Annotated in this window: 19 protein-coding genes, 1 pseudogene and 1 riboswitch; of the genes and pseudogenes, 16 read left to right on the forward strand and 4 right to left on the reverse strand. The window is 43.2% G+C overall.

Features of this window, described 5'->3' with window-relative positions:
- Positions 1-4: 4 nt before the first annotated feature.
- Positions 5-2,341 (reverse strand): ribonucleoside-diphosphate reductase subunit alpha, encoded by a 2,337-nt coding sequence (locus KFT32_RS10945; protein ID WP_211747223.1) that lies wholly within the window; start codon positions 2,339-2,341, stop codon positions 5-7.
- A gap of 646 nt (positions 2,342-2,987) precedes the next feature.
- Between KFT32_RS10945 and KFT32_RS10950 the strand changes: the two genes are divergently transcribed.
- From KFT32_RS10950 to KFT32_RS10985, 8 genes are all read left to right on the forward strand, one after another.
- Positions 2,988-3,290: an MTH1187 family thiamine-binding protein gene (locus KFT32_RS10950; RefSeq protein WP_211747224.1), complete on the forward strand. Its 303-nt coding sequence runs from the start codon at positions 2,988-2,990 to the stop codon at positions 3,288-3,290.
- A 194-nt stretch (positions 3,291-3,484) separates the two neighbouring features.
- The gene (locus tag KFT32_RS10955; RefSeq protein ID WP_211747225.1) at positions 3,485-3,607 is read left to right on the forward strand and encodes a YjcZ family sporulation protein; all 123 of its coding nucleotides are present in this window, start codon (positions 3,485-3,487) and stop codon (positions 3,605-3,607) included.
- Between the two features lie 303 nt (positions 3,608-3,910).
- Entirely contained in the window at positions 3,911-5,071 is a 1,161-nt protein-coding gene (locus KFT32_RS10960) for an ROK family protein (RefSeq protein WP_211747226.1), read from the forward strand.
- A 38-nt stretch (positions 5,072-5,109) separates the two neighbouring features.
- Positions 5,110-6,114 carry an asparaginase gene (locus tag KFT32_RS10965; protein ID WP_211747227.1) on the forward strand — a complete coding sequence of 335 codons (1,005 nt, stop codon included), beginning with the start codon at positions 5,110-5,112 and terminating at the stop codon, positions 6,112-6,114.
- A gap of 65 nt (positions 6,115-6,179) precedes the next feature.
- The gene (locus KFT32_RS10970) at positions 6,180-7,649 is read left to right on the forward strand and encodes a leucyl aminopeptidase family protein (RefSeq protein WP_211747228.1); all 1,470 of its coding nucleotides are present in this window, start codon (positions 6,180-6,182) and stop codon (positions 7,647-7,649) included.
- Positions 7,650-7,676: 27 nt separating this feature from the next.
- Complete coding sequence (locus tag KFT32_RS10975) at positions 7,677-8,360, forward strand: copper homeostasis protein CutC (protein ID WP_211747229.1); 684 nt, start codon at positions 7,677-7,679, stop codon at positions 8,358-8,360.
- Positions 8,361-8,421: 61 nt separating this feature from the next.
- Positions 8,422-8,535, forward strand: a riboswitch (guanidine-I (ykkC/yxkD leader).
- 110 nt (positions 8,536-8,645) lie between these two features.
- Complete coding sequence (locus tag KFT32_RS10980; RefSeq protein ID WP_211747230.1) at positions 8,646-8,984, forward strand: DMT family transporter; 339 nt, start codon at positions 8,646-8,648, stop codon at positions 8,982-8,984.
- A gap of 1 nt (position 8,985) precedes the next feature.
- Positions 8,986-9,300, forward strand: a complete 315-nt coding sequence (locus KFT32_RS10985) for a DMT family transporter (protein ID WP_211747231.1) — start codon at positions 8,986-8,988, stop codon at positions 9,298-9,300.
- Between the two features lie 139 nt (positions 9,301-9,439).
- On the opposite strand, the gene KFT32_RS10990 is transcribed toward KFT32_RS10985, so the two are convergent.
- Complete coding sequence (locus tag KFT32_RS10990) at positions 9,440-9,640, reverse strand: hypothetical protein (RefSeq protein WP_211747232.1); 201 nt, start codon at positions 9,638-9,640, stop codon at positions 9,440-9,442.
- Between the two features lie 183 nt (positions 9,641-9,823).
- Positions 9,824-10,078 carry a hypothetical protein gene (locus KFT32_RS10995; protein ID WP_211747233.1) on the reverse strand — a complete coding sequence of 85 codons (255 nt, stop codon included), beginning with the start codon at positions 10,076-10,078 and terminating at the stop codon, positions 9,824-9,826.
- Between the two features lie 279 nt (positions 10,079-10,357).
- Between KFT32_RS10995 and KFT32_RS11000 the strand changes: the two are divergent.
- The 5 genes and pseudogenes from KFT32_RS11000 to KFT32_RS11020 form a co-directional block, all read left to right on the forward strand.
- Positions 10,358-10,459 (forward strand): annotated as a pseudogene (locus KFT32_RS11000) (YjcZ family sporulation protein); the annotation flags it as partial.
- 184 nt (positions 10,460-10,643) lie between these two features.
- Positions 10,644-10,868 (forward strand): hypothetical protein, encoded by a 225-nt coding sequence (locus KFT32_RS11005; protein WP_211747235.1) that lies wholly within the window; start codon positions 10,644-10,646, stop codon positions 10,866-10,868.
- A gap of 592 nt (positions 10,869-11,460) precedes the next feature.
- On the forward strand, positions 11,461-11,664 hold the full coding sequence (locus tag KFT32_RS11010; RefSeq protein ID WP_211747236.1) for a CsbD family protein: 204 nt from the start codon (positions 11,461-11,463) through the stop codon (positions 11,662-11,664).
- A gap of 151 nt (positions 11,665-11,815) precedes the next feature.
- Positions 11,816-12,505 carry an oxidoreductase gene (locus KFT32_RS11015; RefSeq protein ID WP_249435808.1) on the forward strand — a complete coding sequence of 230 codons (690 nt, stop codon included), beginning with the start codon at positions 11,816-11,818 and terminating at the stop codon, positions 12,503-12,505.
- A 76-nt stretch (positions 12,506-12,581) separates the two neighbouring features.
- Positions 12,582-12,962 carry a RidA family protein gene (locus tag KFT32_RS11020; protein ID WP_211747237.1) on the forward strand — a complete coding sequence of 127 codons (381 nt, stop codon included), beginning with the start codon at positions 12,582-12,584 and terminating at the stop codon, positions 12,960-12,962.
- Between the two features lie 66 nt (positions 12,963-13,028).
- Here the strand turns inward: KFT32_RS11020 and KFT32_RS11025 are convergent, their stop codons facing one another.
- Positions 13,029-13,787 carry a tryptophan-rich sensory protein gene (locus tag KFT32_RS11025; protein WP_211747238.1) on the reverse strand — a complete coding sequence of 253 codons (759 nt, stop codon included), beginning with the start codon at positions 13,785-13,787 and terminating at the stop codon, positions 13,029-13,031.
- A 269-nt stretch (positions 13,788-14,056) separates the two neighbouring features.
- Here KFT32_RS11025 and KFT32_RS11030 point away from each other — a divergent pair, with 269 nt between their 5' ends.
- From KFT32_RS11030 to KFT32_RS11040, 3 genes are read left to right on the forward strand one after another with little or no spacing between them, the layout of a single operon-like run.
- Positions 14,057-14,935, forward strand: a complete 879-nt coding sequence (locus KFT32_RS11030; RefSeq protein WP_211747239.1) for a carbohydrate ABC transporter permease — start codon at positions 14,057-14,059, stop codon at positions 14,933-14,935.
- Complete coding sequence (locus KFT32_RS11035) at positions 14,935-15,771, forward strand: carbohydrate ABC transporter permease (RefSeq protein ID WP_211747240.1); 837 nt, start codon at positions 14,935-14,937, stop codon at positions 15,769-15,771. The genes KFT32_RS11030 and KFT32_RS11035 overlap by 1 nt, the downstream gene beginning before the upstream one ends.
- 31 nt (positions 15,772-15,802) lie before the next feature.
- Entirely contained in the window at positions 15,803-17,068 is a 1,266-nt protein-coding gene (locus KFT32_RS11040; protein ID WP_249435809.1) for an ABC transporter substrate-binding protein, read from the forward strand.
- The last annotated feature ends 78 nt before the right edge of the window (positions 17,069-17,146 follow it).

The following is a 17,146-nucleotide window of genomic DNA, read 5'->3' on the forward strand; positions in this document are numbered from 1 at the left end:
CTCCTTAAGATTCGCAAGATTCACATTCGTTCTCAATAGTGAGTGCACGGCTGCGAACATAGTAAGTGGATTTGATACCAGCTTTCCACGCATGCAGGTGAAGTTCCAGGAATTCTTTTGCGCGGATATCAGGACGAACATACAGGTTGAAGCTTTGCGCTTGGTCAATGTGGCGCTGACGAGCAGATGCCATATTGATGGACGCATGCTGATCCAAGTTGAACGCTGTTTTGTAGTACCAAATCGTTTTTTCGGAAAGATCCGGTGCCGGGTTGGCAATTTTGTATGTCGTTTTCTCTTCATAGGAAAGAAGTTCGTACAAAGGATCAATACTTGCTGTAGAACCAGCGATGATCGAAGTCGATGCGTTTGGCGCAATTGCCATCATCCAAGCATTACGTACGCCATGCTCTTTGACTTCAGCAGCTAGCTCGTTCCATTCTGCAGTCGTAACAAATTTACCTTCACGAGTTCCATCGGTGTAACCACGTTGCGTGAAGTAGTTACCATTCTCCCAGTCGGAGCCTTCGAACTTTGGATATTTCCCTTTTTCCTTCGCCATTTCCATACTGGATTTGATCGCAAGGTAGCTAATTTTTTCGTACAAATTATCGTTGTAAGTGACCGCTTCTTCTGACTCCCATCGAATGCCTTCGAGAGCGAGTAGATGATGAAGTCCGAATGTACCCAGACCAATCGCACGGTACTGACTGTTTGTATATTGTGCTTGCAGAACTTCGATATTATTAATGTCAATTACGTTGTCGAGCATACGCATTTGAATCGGTACTAGACGATCCAGTACATCGTTTGGTACGGCACGAGCAAGGTGAATCGAGTTCAAGTTACATACAACGAAGTCGCCTGGTTTTTTGGTGATCACAATGCGTGTTTCGCCGTCTTTCGTTACCAGTTCTTCTTGTTCGATCACGGTTGCAGATTGGTTCTGCATAATTTCCGTACACAGGTTCGAGGAATAGATCATTCCTTTGTGACGGTTCGGGTTAGCACGGTTTACTGTGTCACGATAGAACATGTAAGGCGTACCTGTCTCAAGCTGAGACTTCATTACGCGTTTCATAATATCGATGGCAGGAAGCATAATACGGGATAGTTCCGGATGGTTCGATGCTTCTTCATATTTTTCACGGAAAGAACCTTTACCGAATTCTTCATCGTAGAAGTCTTCGAGTCCGAGTGCACGACCGTTCTCATCTTTCCATCCCATTACTTTTTTCACTTCGTGCGGGTCAAACAAGTTCCATTCTCCGCGTTGTTCTACACGTTCCATGAACAAGTCAGGTAATGTAATGCCGTGGAAAATATCATGCGCACGCATACGCTCGTCACCGTTGTTCAGCTTCAGGTCGAGGAACGCCAAAATATCTTTGTGGAACACATCAAGATAAACAGCAATGGCACCTTTACGTGTACCCAGCTGGTCTACGCTGACTGCCGTATTGTTCAGCTGACGAATCCAAGGGACAACACCGGAGCTGGTGTTCTTGTGTCCACGGATATCGGAACCTCTGGACCGAACTTTACCTAGGTAAACGCCGATACCGCCGCCCATTTTACTCAGACGTGCTACATCTGTATTGGAATCAAAAATACCTTCTAGCGAGTCATCTACAGTGTCAATGAAGCAGCTGGAGAGTTGTCCTGCGACTTTTTTACCTGCGTTAGACATGGTTGGCGTTGCTGCCGTCATGTACAGGTTACTCATAGCCCAGTAGGCTTCTTTAACGAGCTCTACCCGTTTTTCCTCTGGCTCTTTGTGCATCAGATACATGGCAATAACCATATAACGCTCTTGCGGCAGTTCCATCACTTTACCATCGAAATCATGCGCGAGGTAACGCTCTGTCAGGGTAAGGAGTCCGATGTAATCAAACAAAAGGTCGTTTCTTGGTTCGATTGTACGTCCAAGATCTTCGATTTGTTCTTTGGTGTAGCAGTCCAGCAACTCTTCACGATAAATGCCTTTTTTAACGAGGCCTGTAATAAGTGGATAAAAAGCGCCGTATGGCTCGTCCGTATAAGCTTTATATCTGCGATTATTTGCTGCTTTTTTATATAAAGAAGTGAGCAGGGAGCGAGCCGCTGCGAACTTCCAGTTTGGCTCTTCTTTTGTCACCAGTTCAAGGGCGGACATGGAAAATGCATTGCTGATTTCTTCACCGGATACTTCATCACGGCGGAGCTTGGATGTTACACCGCGTACGAGTTTATCTTTATCAAGCATGGGAAGATCAGCCAGAATACGATCTGCGTAAACAGAAATACGGGTTTCATCAAATTCAAGTTGACGATTGTTTGGTTTAATAACCACTTGTGGCATGGAGAGCCCTCGCTTTCTTTATCAAATAATAAATATAAAGGTAATAAGTCCCAATAAGTATGCGAATGGACTTTACATGCTGTACATTTTGCCATGTGGAACATAAGGGGCGTTACTTTCAACAGAAGAAAAAGTACGCGCATAAAACATTGCGAATCAAACAAAAAGCATTTCCCAACCCACTGGTCAGACAAATGCCAATGAAACCTCAATCTTTCCCGTCCCTTAACTCCCAAGAAACAATGTTCTTCATCGGTGTAAGGGCCTGATGTCGTTGATAAATACAATAAAATTTTTTCTGTGTCTATCACATTGATCTTTTCTGGATTGCCAAAGGTTCGTGGTAAAGGTGGGTTTTTCCTATCAAAAATAACTTGACAAAAAGGAGAGTTGTATTTTTGCCGATTTTAGCTGTGACACTACATTTGGTTGCTGTACATAAACTGTACCCCAATATATTGTGTTTGTAAACAGCCTAGTAACTTAGAAACGCAATTGCGATTATAGCAAAAAAGCCGAGATACCGCAAAGGAAAAGGGATGGAAGAAATGTGTCCAACCTTCAAAATTTTTTTTGATGAGGTGCTGGGGCATGCTACAATAGGGTTATCGTCTACGAGGAAATAATCTTAAAGGAGGTTAGGTCGATGGCCATTGCAGAAGTGACTATTATTCCGGTCGGAACGGGGAGCACCAGTCTTAGCGGTTATGTAGCTGATCTACAGCGGGTATTGGCTAAGCAGCCAGGTATCACATATGAACTTACTTCCATGAGCACAATACTGGAAGGTGAACTGTCGGACATCTTTGCTGCTATTACCGTGTTGCATGAGACTCCATTTGCAAACGGGGCTCAGCGAGTGTCCACCTCCGTCAAAATTGATGATCGAAGAGACAAAGTTTCTTCCAGTAAGCAAAAACTTGATTCGGTCAAAGAAAAGTTAAAATAAAGCTACATTCTGGACATTTTCTTCAATAAACAGTTATATATTCAGCCTTCCAAAAAGGCGTGTTCATGTATAAGTCCTGCTATCCGTATTCAGCTTCTAAAAGCCCAAATTGTATTCTTTTTCCTTTGAACCCAGTCATCTTCTCGAAACCCGCATAAGATGAATTGTACCTTAGCAAAAAGGAGGAATTACAAATGAGTGAAGTTGGATACGGTGGCGGAAGTTACGGTGGATTTGGTGGAGGTTTCACTTCCACAGCAGGAATCTTGGTATTGTTTATCCTTTTGGTAATCATCTCCAAAGCATTTCTTTACTAAGAAATTGCATTAGAAAATTTCTTAAACGCCCGTTCGGTTTTTACCGAATGGGTGTTTTTTATTATTATGATCAAGCGATAATAGCAGATAGGAACGAGCATGGGTGCAGTAGATTGCAGTCCTGCTTTTTTTATGTTACATGAAGATTGACACACCTCTAAAACAAACTTTATTATTAAACCCATTGGAGCAAAAAAAGAGAATGATTGAATTTTTTAGCTATAGAATGAAGTTAAATTCTTATTTTTTGTTTTGTATTTACATTTTTTGTTCCAATGGTGAAATTAATTAGGAGAAATGAAGATGAACAAGCACGATCAAGATTTTTTGAAGCAACAAAATCGTCTTACCGTCTTTCAGATCATTAAAAAAGAACAACCTGTTTCTCGTGCTAGCATTGCAAAGAGAACAGGGATGAGTGCAACCACGATCAGTCGAATTATTTCTGAGTTTATAGAGGAAAGACTGGTGCAGGAAACCGAGGAACAAACTTCTACTGGCAGGGGAAGGAAATCAACCCTCGTTCGGCTTCGAGATCACGCTATTTTATCCATAGGAGTTGAGCTGGATCAGAGTCAGGTACTCGTTGGTATTGTTGATGTACTTGGTCATATCGTCTGCAGGTGTTGTTTTTCAAGAACAACAGAGGATGACGCAGATGCCACCATGACATCAATCTCGGTCCATATTAACGAGCTGATTGAGCAACATGGGATTGATCGTACTCGTATCGTAGGCATAGGTGTGGGTCTTCCAGGAATTATTGATATCGACAGTGGAACGGTTCAATTCTCTGTCCAGCTCGGATGGAAGAATGTGAATTTGACGACAAGACTTGAGGAGTTAACAGGATTCAAGACGGTTGTAGATAATGAACTGAAGCTCAAAGCACTAGCTGAACAGCGAAATGGATCTGCCTATGGATCTGAACGTACCGTGCTTCTCGGTTTTGGTAACGGTGTAGGCTCTGCTCTTATTCTTCAAGGAGAGATCTACCGCGGGGCAACGAACAGTGCCGGAGAGATCGGTCATACGACGATGGATCCGGATGGGATGATATGTGACTGCGGAAAAGCAGGGTGTCTGCAAACCTATATCACGATTCCCTCTCTCCTAGCGGAAGCAAGTAAGGCACATCCGGTAAGGAACATCGAAGAATTGTTTAAAGCCAGGGCGGAGGGGAAACGCTGGGCGTGTTATTTAATTGACCGAGCGTTAGCTTACATGGCCATTACTATTAATAATGTGGCTACAACGTATAACCCGGACAGCATTATTTTGAGTGGTGAATTTCTGGACAAGTTTCCTGAAGTGTACGAAGAAATTATCGATTTATGTTACACCAGATATATTTGGGAGCCGATCCGTGATTCTTTTACTATCGTTACGTCTGAGCTACACGAAGACGGAGTATTAATTGGATCAGGCCTTGCGGCACAGGATCGTTTCTTTATTTTGCATTAATAAACAGCACGATCAAGCGAAAATAGGGGGAGTTAAATATGGGTTTTGTACCTTTGGCTTACGAGTATCGCGGAGGAATTTTGGAAAATGTGCATTATGGTGCAATCAGTATTGTAGATGAGCATGGAAATGTCATTCATGCAGCTGGAGATGCACATCATATGACTTTCTTAAGATCAGCAGCGAAACCTTTTCAGGCTATGCCGGCCATGAGACGTAATATCGATCACCTATATGGGCTTAGCGATAAAGAAACAGCGTTATTCGCAGCATCCCACCGAGGAGAAGCATTCCATATTGATGCTCTTACATCTATCTTGGAGAAAACGGGAATCGAAGAGTCACAGCTTCACTGCTGTGCTACTTATCCACTGAATGAAGATGCAAAAGCAATACGCCATCAGAACCATGAAAGCAAGCGTCGCATTTTCCATAACTGTTCAGGTAAACACAGTGGACTTATTGCAGCCTGCAAACAAATGGGCTGGGATGAAAATACATACTATAAGCCAGAGCATCCGGTACAGAAAGAAATTCGCGAAACCCTTGCTTATTTTGCAGAGGTGCCGGTGTCGTCCATCCCTGAGGGAATCGATGGCTGCGGATTGCCTATTCATGCGCTCCCACTTGATAAAATCGGCTACAGTTTCTTGAAACTAGCTTGTCCAGACCTGATCGAAGATCAAGAGATCGCAGCAGCTGCCGAGCGGATGGCAAAACGGATGAATGAATACCCTGAGATGATTGCAGATAGCCACTTTGTTTGCACGGAACTACTGAAAGATTCAAATATAGCTGCTAAAGGCGGTGCCAAAGGTGTTTATGGTATCGGACTTCGAAAGGAACGAATTGGAATTTCGCTTAAAGTATCGGATGGATCGGAGCAAGTGTGGCCATGTATTATCGCATCTATCCTTGAAAGAATCGGATATGAGAACCAGTCGACGATCGACAGACTGTACAAGCTTGTTCCGAATGAGATCGTAAATGACGGGGGAACACCGGTCGGAGAACGTAAAGCCGTATTTGAGTGGAATAAGTAAAAGACCGCTGCTGACCTACGGTGAGGCCAAGAGGATAATGCAGGAGATCAAGGAGGGAACCTATAATGCATATTATTATCAACAGACTGGACGAAAAAGATGTACATATCCAGCCCGTATCCATAGGAGCGGAGACTTCTTTTCGCCTGCCTGAGCATCGTAAACAACAACAGGTGTTAACCTGGCTTTATGGACGTACAGAAATGGAACAGGACATTCTAAGTGTCGGTTTGGGCAAGGAAGAGAAGCTCTCTTACGAAGCGATTCGCAGGGCAGGAGCGAGCAGTGCAAGAGAATTGCTACGGGAGAACAAGACTAGCGGAAGTCTGAAACGGATCATACCTTGGACAAGTCATCTGACAGCTCGGGAAGAGCTTAGAGCATGGGCAGAGGGTTGGCTGTACGGATCGTATCAATTTAATAAGCATAGAGGAATAACCGCGAGCAAGCAGGTAACAGAACTCCACCTCCAAAGTAATGAATGGCCAGAACTATCTTTAGAAGAAATGGAACAGACGATTGCTGAGGCAGCTATTCGTAATGAAGGAACTAGCCTGACCAGAGATCTGGTTAATGAAGCGCCGGAATCGCTCCATCCAGAAGCTTTTGTGAAGAGGGTAGAGGAATTATTCCGTGATGCTCCTGGTGTAAAACTCCATGTGTATCAAGGTGAAGAACTGGTACAGCATCAGATGAATGGCCTCATCGCCGTAGGTGGGGGCAGTAAATATAAACCGGCTCTAGTGGAAATACAATATGATGGAACTGTTCATGGTGCGGTATCCTCAAATGAAGAATGCCAGGCAGAGCCTCTTGTACTCATTGGTAAAGGGATTACTTTTGATATGGGCGGTATGAATGTGAAAACCGGACATGACATCAGTGATGCACGGATGGATATGGGTGGTGCTGCTGCGATTGTAGGCGCCATGAACATACTAGTCCAAACAAAAGCTTCTGTTCAGGTTACGGCCCTGTTAGCTATTGCCGATAACCTGTCCGGTTCGGATGCGATGATGCCTGCTTCTGTCGTTACTTATCCGAATGGAATGAGTGTGCAGGTTGCCAATACCGATGGGGAAGGTAGACTTATTATTGCAGATGCGCTGCTGCATGCGGAGCGTATAGGCGCCCGGAAAGTAATTGATATTGCGACATTGACTGGGAATGTCGGTGCAGCTCTTGGACTTGAACTTGCTGGCATATGGGGCAACGAAGAACTTACTTCCGAGCTGGTCGAGCTAGGCTTGTATAATGGGGAGAAACTGTGGCCTATGCCGCTTGTAGACGAATATGAATCCGAGCTAAGAAGCGATTATGCGGATCTACGAAATATAGGTACCGGCAGTCTTGCAGGGGCCATTACAGCGGCATTATTTATTCGCCATTTTGTAGCAGATACAATGAAGTGGGTCCATATAGATATGGCCGGAACTGTGCAATATAAAAGAGAATATCCTTATGCAGCAGCAGGAGCAACGGGATATGGTGCAAGATTGCTTGCTGATTATGTAGAGCGACAATATAACGCATAACAAAATTGTAAATAGGGAGAGATAGCTTTGCTGTTAGAAGTGATTGCTACTTGTATGGACGATGCTCGGAAAGCTGAAGCAAGCGGAGCAGACCGTTTGGAGCTGATTACAGCCATAACCGAAGGAGGGCTGACTCCAGGGATTGGACTTGTTGAAGAAGTGGTACAGAAGATTAACATTCCTGTCCACGTTATGGTAAGACCTCATAGTCGCTCTTTTGTATATGATGAAGATGATGTGAATACGATGATTGCTGAAATCAAGGCCATTCGCAGAGCAGGTGCGGCAGGGGTTGTGCTCGGCGCATTGACAGAGGCAGGCAGGATTGATGAGCAAGCGCTTGCTGCATTACTTGCCCACACCGGAGAGATGCAGGTTACGTTTCATCGAGCCTTTGATGAACTGAAAGATCAATTTGCGGGACTTACTGTTCTTAGCAAGTACAAAGAGATTACAAGAATCCTCACTTCAGGCGGTACACAGCCAGCTCCTCAGGCCATTCCGCAAATACAAAAACTGGTGGATCATTCACAGGGCAGTCATATTAAAATACTTGCTGGGAATGGTCTTACTCCGGAAGGGATTCGTCAATTTGTCACGCAGACAGGCGTAGAAGAAGTACATTTTGGATCGGCTGTGCGTCTGGAACGTTCCGGACTTTTGCCAATTGATTCCGATGCTGTACGTCGTCTTGCAGACAGTTTGAAATAAAATGTAAGAATAGCCTTGAACCTGATCTGCATCTGTGCTAGATTATAGGGAATTCAATAAGAGAAACGTTTTCTAGGGTTCCGCAGATGATAGATGATCATCTGGACTGGTCCGAGGGAAAACGCACGAACCAACTGGATTCGTGTTATCACGGAGGGACAAAAGCCCGGGAGATCTTGTCATTATGACAAGTCTCCCGGGCTTTTTTTATTTGGACCTTGAACAGTGTGTCCTCCGGTACATTTTCTTGATATGAATACGATGAAATGAAAGGGTGAATGAAAAATGAATTCAAATTGGTTGAAAGTGCTGATAGCTGTGTTTTTTGAGATTGGATGGGCTGCGGGACTGAAACATGCACAAAATTTCTGGGAGTGGGGCGCAACAGGAGTAGCTATCTTCCTGAGTTTCTATTTACTCATCTCCGCAACTAAAGTTTTGCCTGTGGGTACAGCCTATGCCATATTTGTCGGGCTAGGGACAGTGGGCACGATGCTTGTTGATGTCATGATTTTCGGCGTAGCACTGAATGCCGGGAAAGTTCTATTCGTGATTACATTGCTGACAGGCGTCGTAGGCTTGAAGCTTGTGACCAAAGATCATACAGAAAAGGAGGTGTCCTGATATGGACTGGGTCTATCTAATTTTGGCTGGATTGTTTGAAATGGCGGGCGTCGGAATGATCAATCAGTGGAACCAGAAACGTAGTGCTCGTGTGCTACTGTTTTTGGTTGGAAGTTTCGGACTCAGTTTTGCTTTCCTTGCACTTGCTATGATGACACTGCCTATGGGTACAGCCTACGCAGTATGGACAGGGATTGGCGCTTCTGGGGGAGCCTTGCTTGGGATGATATTTTATGGGGAAGCTAGAGATACAAAACGTATCTTGTTTATTGCACTGGTACTCGTTTCTGCCGTTGGTCTGAAGTTCGTATCCTAACCTATGTTGTCCGGAATAATATATCTGTATAAAAAAGGAGCCAGGATCAGTGTTCGCAAGGAATCACCGACTGGCTCCAAAGAGGATAACTTCATCTATGTTGGATTTCATGTATTTAAGCTCGTTTGGTCCCCTGAGACTAGAAGTGTGCTGCAACAATGGTTGAAGAATGTTTGATCTGATTCAGTGGTGTCCATATCTTTCCTTGATCGCAATTGATAACAAGGCTCTCCGAATTGTTATTGATTTCGATCTCGCCTACGTAGGATTTGCCGTTCTGCATAACGAGACACACAGTATATCCCTTGTCCTCCGCATATTTAAGCGAGTCCAACAGCATATGATCCCTCCATTCCAAAGAATAAGGCCTACGATATGTATCGACCAAATGGTCGTAAATGATAATATTGGAACAAAAATAAGGTAGTGGATAAACCTTACAATATACAATGTATCATTTTTATTTTTATAAAGTAAATGAAAAAATTGGTTGAATTGAGGGATAAATTTATATAGATCTATATTAAACGTCCGAAGGGGATGACCGTGTAACAATTACGTCTTCGGCTTGTTCTTCACCGGGTTCGGGTTGAGACAACTGTTTCAAGGCAATGAAAAGCCCTATGCCAGATACAATAAGGCTGAGAATGGCAGCAATCACCGTAAGTTTATCCAGTGAAACAAGTGTGGATTCCTCGCTTTTGTTATTTTGTCTGCTAGATGTTTTACTTTTTTTGTTTTTGACAGAGGCCTTCACATGATTCACCTTCCCGCTCATCAAGTTCTTTCTTCTATATCTTATGTGATTAAGTGGTAGGAGTTCATAAAAAGGGTGATCTCCTACGCCTTGAAATATTGCGTTTATTAGCGTACGTACTGCATTTTTCATGAAGCGAGATAAAAGTAAGTACTTGGGTAGTGGCCCAAAATGAGGAAGATGGGAGAAACGCCCGGTCCGAAGAGACCTGAATGACATAAGTTATGGTGTAGGAAGCGGAAAGGAGGAGTTAAAATGGGTGAATACGGATACTGTGGTGGCAACAACGGATGCGGAAACGTAGGCGGAGTTGGATACGGAGGCGGAGGCTGGACATCGACTGGCGCAATTCTCGTACTGTTCATTCTCTTGGTTATCATCTCTAAAGCATTTCTTTGCTAGTCACATTCCCTAGTTTTAACTGAAAAAGAGTCTGCCTGTAATCAGGCAGACTCTTTTTTATAGAAAAAATCCAAGTGGATTACCTATTTTTTGCGAGTTCAAGGCAGGAGCCCGGACGCAATGAAACCATTTTACATATGTATAGGGGGAAGCCTAATAGGCAGACATAAAGGGAGGAAGACAAATGAATGAACAATATGGCTATCAGATGAATTACGGTTATATATCAGGCTACCCTGTATCCGATTATGATCGGATGTATCAAACTTATGGAGGCAACTGGCAGGAACCCGTGCATTGTATGTCAATGCCTGTAGCTCCGTGTGTAAATAAACATGCAGACTATATGGCAGGAATTCTGCTCGTATTATTCATCTTGCTCGTTATCATTACAAAAACCTTTTTCTAGAACGATTGCTATATAAAATTGGATAGCCCCCGTACCTTTGGTTCGGGGGCTGCATTGTATGCTTGCAAGGTCACCCGCGTCATGATCGATCACGAGCAGCTTGCGCTTATTTTTAGATTTAACCTGTGGTTGCTAACTGTAGCAATTACAGCAAGCTAACGATTCCTCTGGTGAACTTGATGTTCACTCTTGCCGAGAATAACTGACTTTCACACAACAAAAGCCCTACCTCTCTTTTGTCCTTGCGGCTCCGAAGACCGCGCCAGTTTGAATGAAAATAAAAAATGAAATCTGTGTTTGGGTTATAACGCGATTCTTACTCTTCATGGGGTTAAAATGAAGGAATTATTCTACTTTGAGGAATATAAATGGGGTTAAATACTACAACAGGACTTATTATACCATAGTACAAGCTATATTACAAATCCACATCAAATGCTATACCAGATTGATATATTGTTCGATTCACATTTATGTTCTCTGGTTAATAATAAAACAAGCAAGTAATGACATCCCTTGAGCTCAGGGTAATGGATTACAAATAAAAATATTACAGCAACATTACTATAAATAGACGAGGAGATGAAGGATCATGGATAACAACGTAATGAAAGGGAAATGGACCCAAATGAAAGGTGAAGCCAAAAAACAATGGGGTAAACTGACAGATGACGATCTGGATGTGATTAACGGTGAGAAAGACAAGTTGATCGGTAAACTCCAAGAAAAATACGGTCATACACGTGAGCAAGCTGAAATCGAGTATAATAACTGGAATAATACGAGCGTACGCTAATAATCCATACGTTATGTACCTTATATATACAAAGAAAAGAGTAGGTTCTACGGAATCTACTCTTTTCTTTGTTCTGTTATGGAAAGGGATGTGTTCATGATATGATTTGTTCAAAATAGGAGAAACTCAGCCTACTAGGAGGGAACCAATTTTGGAATCGACTCGTAAAGCAGTTGTTATCGGAGCAACCGGGATGGTTGGAAAACAATTGGTTACACAGCTGCTTGAACAGCATACCTACGCTGAAGTCATTATTTTAGTAAGAAAACCGACGGAAATGACTCATCCCAAGCTGAAACAACAAGTGGTCGTAAATTGGGATGAGCTTCAAGAATATGAAGCTGTATTTCAGCAAGCCGATGTATTGTTCTGCTGTATAGGTACAACCATCAAGAAGGCTGGATCACAAGAGGCTTTCCGCAAAGTAGATTTGGAATATCCAGTTGCAGCTGCGAAGATCGCATATCGCCATGGAGTGCGGCAATTTATTGGAATTTCTTCTATGGGTGCGAATTCCCAATCTCGCATTTTCTATTCGCGCACGAAAGGTCAGTTTGAAGAAGAGATTGCAAAGATCGGTATACCAGGTGTACATTTTGTACGACCTTCCTTATTGCTCGGAGAACGTAAAGAACGAAGAGCAGGGGAAAAGTTTGGTGAAGTTATCTTAAGGTGGATGGATCCTCTTTTGAAGCTTGGAATAGGTCAGAATTATCGTGCTATATCCGGGACGATGGTCGCGAGAGCAATGATTTGTATTGCGCGGCGTGACCAGACAGGAGTATATCATTATTCCAACCAACAGATTCGTAAGATAGCGGAAGAACTTTCCCAGGAGTAGAAATAGACAAGCATCTATCAATTGACTACAATAAAGCGTATAGAAAAGTGTGGAAAAATAAAGGAGGATCATCCAGATGAGTAAAAGCACAATCTCGACTGAAAAAGCACCAGGCGCAATTGGGCCTTATAGCCAAGCAGTAGAAGCAGGCGGTTTTATTTTTACATCCGGACAGCTCGGTATCGACCCAGCAACAGGAGAATTTGGGGCTACTGTAGAAGAGCAGACTCGTTTGTCCCTTGAGAACGTAAAAGCAATTCTGGAAGCAGCAGGTGCAAGTTTGAACCAAGTTGTGAAGACAACTGTTTTCTTAAAAGATATGAACGATTTTGTACGTGTTAACGAAGTGTACAGTTCATTTTTTGAACAGCCGTATCCAGCACGCAGTGCAGTAGAAGTGGCACGACTGCCGAAAGATGCGCTCGTAGAAATCGAGACGATCACGTTAAAAGGATAAGTACATTCATTAATACAGTACTTTATTACAGACAAAAGACCATCGCTTAAGCGATGGTCTTTTTGCTTATTTTCTCTTCCGAAGGAAAATCCAAACCGCAAACAGGAAGATCAGAATGGCGAGTCCAATGGAAGTATAGGAAACGGAAAGAATATCCGATTGTTTTACACCGATAGCGATGTAAGCCCATACGAATACAAGTGGCATGACGAAATCGCTGTACCGATAGCTGATTACGAAGGCTACAATGCTTCCTAGCAGAAGCAGAATGATCGCCCATGTCTCGTCTCCAAGATTGAATCCGCGAAAACCTACTTTACTGAGCCACACGGTCACGTTAATGAGCGTAGCCACACTGACCCATCCTATATAAACGCTAAAGGGGAGTTTTACGAACCAAGTTTCCCCCATTGTAGGTGAAGCGAGATTACGTGTACGTAAATACATTTGAATGAGAGAGAGTAATAAAATAAAGATGACTATGACCGACCAGCCAGTCAGAAGATTCTGCCAAAGAATAATCCAGCCTGCATTAGCGATGCAACTGATCAAAAACCAAATCCCCGTACGCTCTGTCGTATGCCGCTGTCGCTGAGAAGGCAGGAATTGTAGAATGATAAAACCGGCAAGAAGGATATAAATGAAAGACCAAATCATAAATGCGTACCCTGCTGGAGTAATGAGTACCGGATATAGTTCTGAAACTTCACCCGTTGTTCTTCCTCCGATCGGCAAAATATTCGCAAGTGCGTTAACTACAACAACAAGAATAAAGCCGATCACATTCAGCCACTTATAGGGGCTGTGTTTGCTGCTTAACTGCATCTTATGTCCTCCTTAATTGTTTATGTAAAGGATATGCTGAATGACCAAAGGGTCATGAGTTTACTTACCCATAACCTATGTTTCTCAACCTGATAAGACTTACATTCAAGCAATGCGCTCAACTAATATAACCCGCAAATTGCCTGCAGAAGAAGGACCTTTTTCTCGAGCTATTTCTATATTATGTAATTATTTACCTTAAATATCATTCATTTCCCTTCATATGGGTTACATATACAATAAAGTGGTCAAGAAAAGGGGGTTCAGCGATGAATCGAAAGTCGTCACAGATGATGCAGCAATGGGTTTTTGTTGGTCCGGCTTTATTTTTCTTTTTACTTATTATTGCGGCTCCGTTTTTGCTAGGGATGTATTACTCCTTCACTGAATGGAACGGAGCGACCAAAGATCCAACTTGGGTGGGGTTTGCTAACTTCACCAAAATACTTACGGATGACCCGGCTTTCTTGAAATCGTTTACATTTACAGCTTGGTTCACACTAGCGGGGGTTGTACTTACCAATGTCATCGGATTTTTTCTAGCGTACTTCCTGACCAAGCCGCTAAAGACGAAAAACGTGCTGCGAACTGTTTTTTTTATGCCGAATGTCATCGGAGGGTTGTTACTCGGGTTTATCTGGCAGTTTATTTTTGTTCGCGGGTTTGCTTCTGTCGGGGAAGTAACCGGACTGTCCTTTTTCAACCTACCGTGGCTTGGAGATGAAATAACAGCTTTTTGGGCTATTGTCATTGTATTCGTATGGCAAACCGCAGGTTATCTGATGGTCATCTACATCTCCTCACTGAACAATGTGCCAACAGAAGTTATCGAAGCGGCGCAGATTGATGGGGCGAGCAGAGGCCAGATTCTAAAAAGCATTATTGTACCGCTCATTATGCCGGGGGTGACCGTCTGTCTGTTTCTTGCCATCTCTTGGTCATTCAAAATGTTTGATCTAAACCTTTCCTTGACCAAAGGAGGACCGTTCCGTTCAACAGAGTCTTTAGCTCTGAACATTTATAACGAGGCATTCGTTAACGGAAGGTACGGACTCGGTACGGCGAAGGCGCTGATCTTCTTCATCGTTGTTGCTGTCATTACGAGTATTCAGGTCCGCCTCACGAAGAGTAAGGAGGTGGAAGCCTAATGGAGACGAGTAAAAATTATCGTTTTGGAACTCTGCTTACGGAAATTGTCATGATTTTGATAGCCATCCTGTTTCTCGTTCCATTTTACTTTCTGTTTGTGAACTCGGTCAAAAGTTTTGGGGATTTGTTATCCAATGCAGCTGCGTGGCCGCAAGCTTTTGAATGGGGGAACTACCAGCGGGCTTGGGAAATTACAAAGTTTCCGAAAGTGCTATTCAATTCACTCTTTGTCACCGTAATTAGTAACTTGTTGCTAGTTTTGTTTAGTTCCATGACAGCTTACCGGATGGTAAGGCATAACTCGAGATTTAATCGTGTGCTCTTCACACTGTTTGTTGCCGCAATGGTTATTCCATTTCAATCTATTATGATCCCGCTAGTTAAGGTGACAAGTACCGTTGGGCTAATGAACAGCCACTATGGGCTCATTATTTGTTACCTAGGTTTTGGTATACCGATGTCCGTGTTTCTGTTCCATGGTTTTGTAAAATCGGTTCCAATGGAGATTGAAGAAGCGGCTAAAGTCGATGGCAGTAACGCGTATGGCGTATTTTTTCGGATCGTTTATCCGCTGATGCGCCCCATGTATGTCACGATCATTATTCTGAATACATTGTGGATCTGGAATGACTATCTGCTGCCGTCCATTATTTTGCAGAACAGTTCGCTTCATACCATTCCGATTGCCACCTATGCCTTTTTTGGACAATACACCAAACAATGGGACTTGGCGTTGCCCGCATTAGTGCTTGGAATTACGCCCATCATTATATTCTTTTTGCTAATGCAAAAATATATCATTCAAGGGATCACCGCAGGTTCTGTAAAAGGCTAACCACCATTTTCCAATACGGGAGGGATTTATTTTGAAGAAAAAAGGGATGCTTGCACTTACTTCATTATTACTATGTTCACTGGTTGCAGCGGGGTGTAGTGGGGATAATGGTAGCGGAGCTGAGGCTGGAAAGAAAACGATTAAAATCTTTCAATATAAGGTAGAGATCGCCGCAGCTTATGATCGCCTGATCGCCGAATATGAGGAAGAACATCCAGATATCAATATCGAGATTGAAACCGTCGGAGGCGGAAGTGATTATGGCGCAGCGCTGAAAACCAAATTTGCAGGTACTGAGCATCCGGATATTTTTAATGTCGGGGGTTATCGTGAACTGGATACGTGGATTGACAGTCTGGAGGACTTATCTGGTGAACCTTGGGTAAGTGATGTACTGGACGTTGCTAAAGAGCCGATGACTAAAGACGGCAAACTGTACGGTCAGCCTTTGGGACTTGAAGGGTATGGGTTTATCTATAACAAAGATTTGTTTGAGAAAGCAGGGATTACGGAATTGCCGAAGACGCTGAGTCAGCTGCAGGCTGCGGCTCAGAAGCTACAGGATGCAGGAATTACTCCTTTTTCGAATGGATATCAGGAATGGTGGGTACTTGGAAATCATAATGTAAATGTACCGTTTGCCAATCAGGCGGATCCCGTTGCCTTTATTCAGGGATTAAATGATGGAACGGAAAAAATTCCGGGCAATCCTGTATTTCAGGATTGGATCAAGCTTTTGGATTTGACGTTGCAGTACAGTAACAAAAATCCCCTGACGACAGATTACAATACACAGGTTACGACCTTTGCCACAGGAGAGGCAGCCATGATGCAGCAGGGGAACTGGACACAGGTACAAATTGACGGAATTAATCCAGATTTAAACCTAGGTATCCTCCCGATGCCAATTGGAGAAGATGCAGCGGCTTCAGATAAACTGTTCGTCGGTGTACCCAATAACTATGTAGTGAATAAAGAGTCTGAAGTGAAGGAAGAAGCAAAAGATTTTCTAGAATGGCTAGTTACCTCAGAAACAGGGAAAAGATATATGACGGAAGAGTTTAAATTTATTCCTGCTTTCAAAAGCATTTCAGCTGATACAGAGGCTCTTGGGGATCTTGCCGCTGATCTCATTAAATATAGTGATGAAGATAAGGTACTAAGCTGGAACTTCAACCGATTCCCAGAGGGAGTGCCACAAGAATTCGGATCTGTAATGCAAGCGTACATTGCGAAACCTGATCCTGTAAAATTACTCGAAGATATGCAGAAAAGCTGGGATAGTCTAAAGCAATAAATATTACAACGTGAAGATGGTTTCGGTATTGGTCCGGAGCCATCTTCTTTAAAAGACTGTTTTATATTTTTTCTTCTT

The organism is Paenibacillus sp. Marseille-Q4541 (assembly GCF_018310695.1).
Lineage (GTDB): Bacteria > Bacillota > Bacilli > Paenibacillales > Paenibacillaceae > Paenibacillus.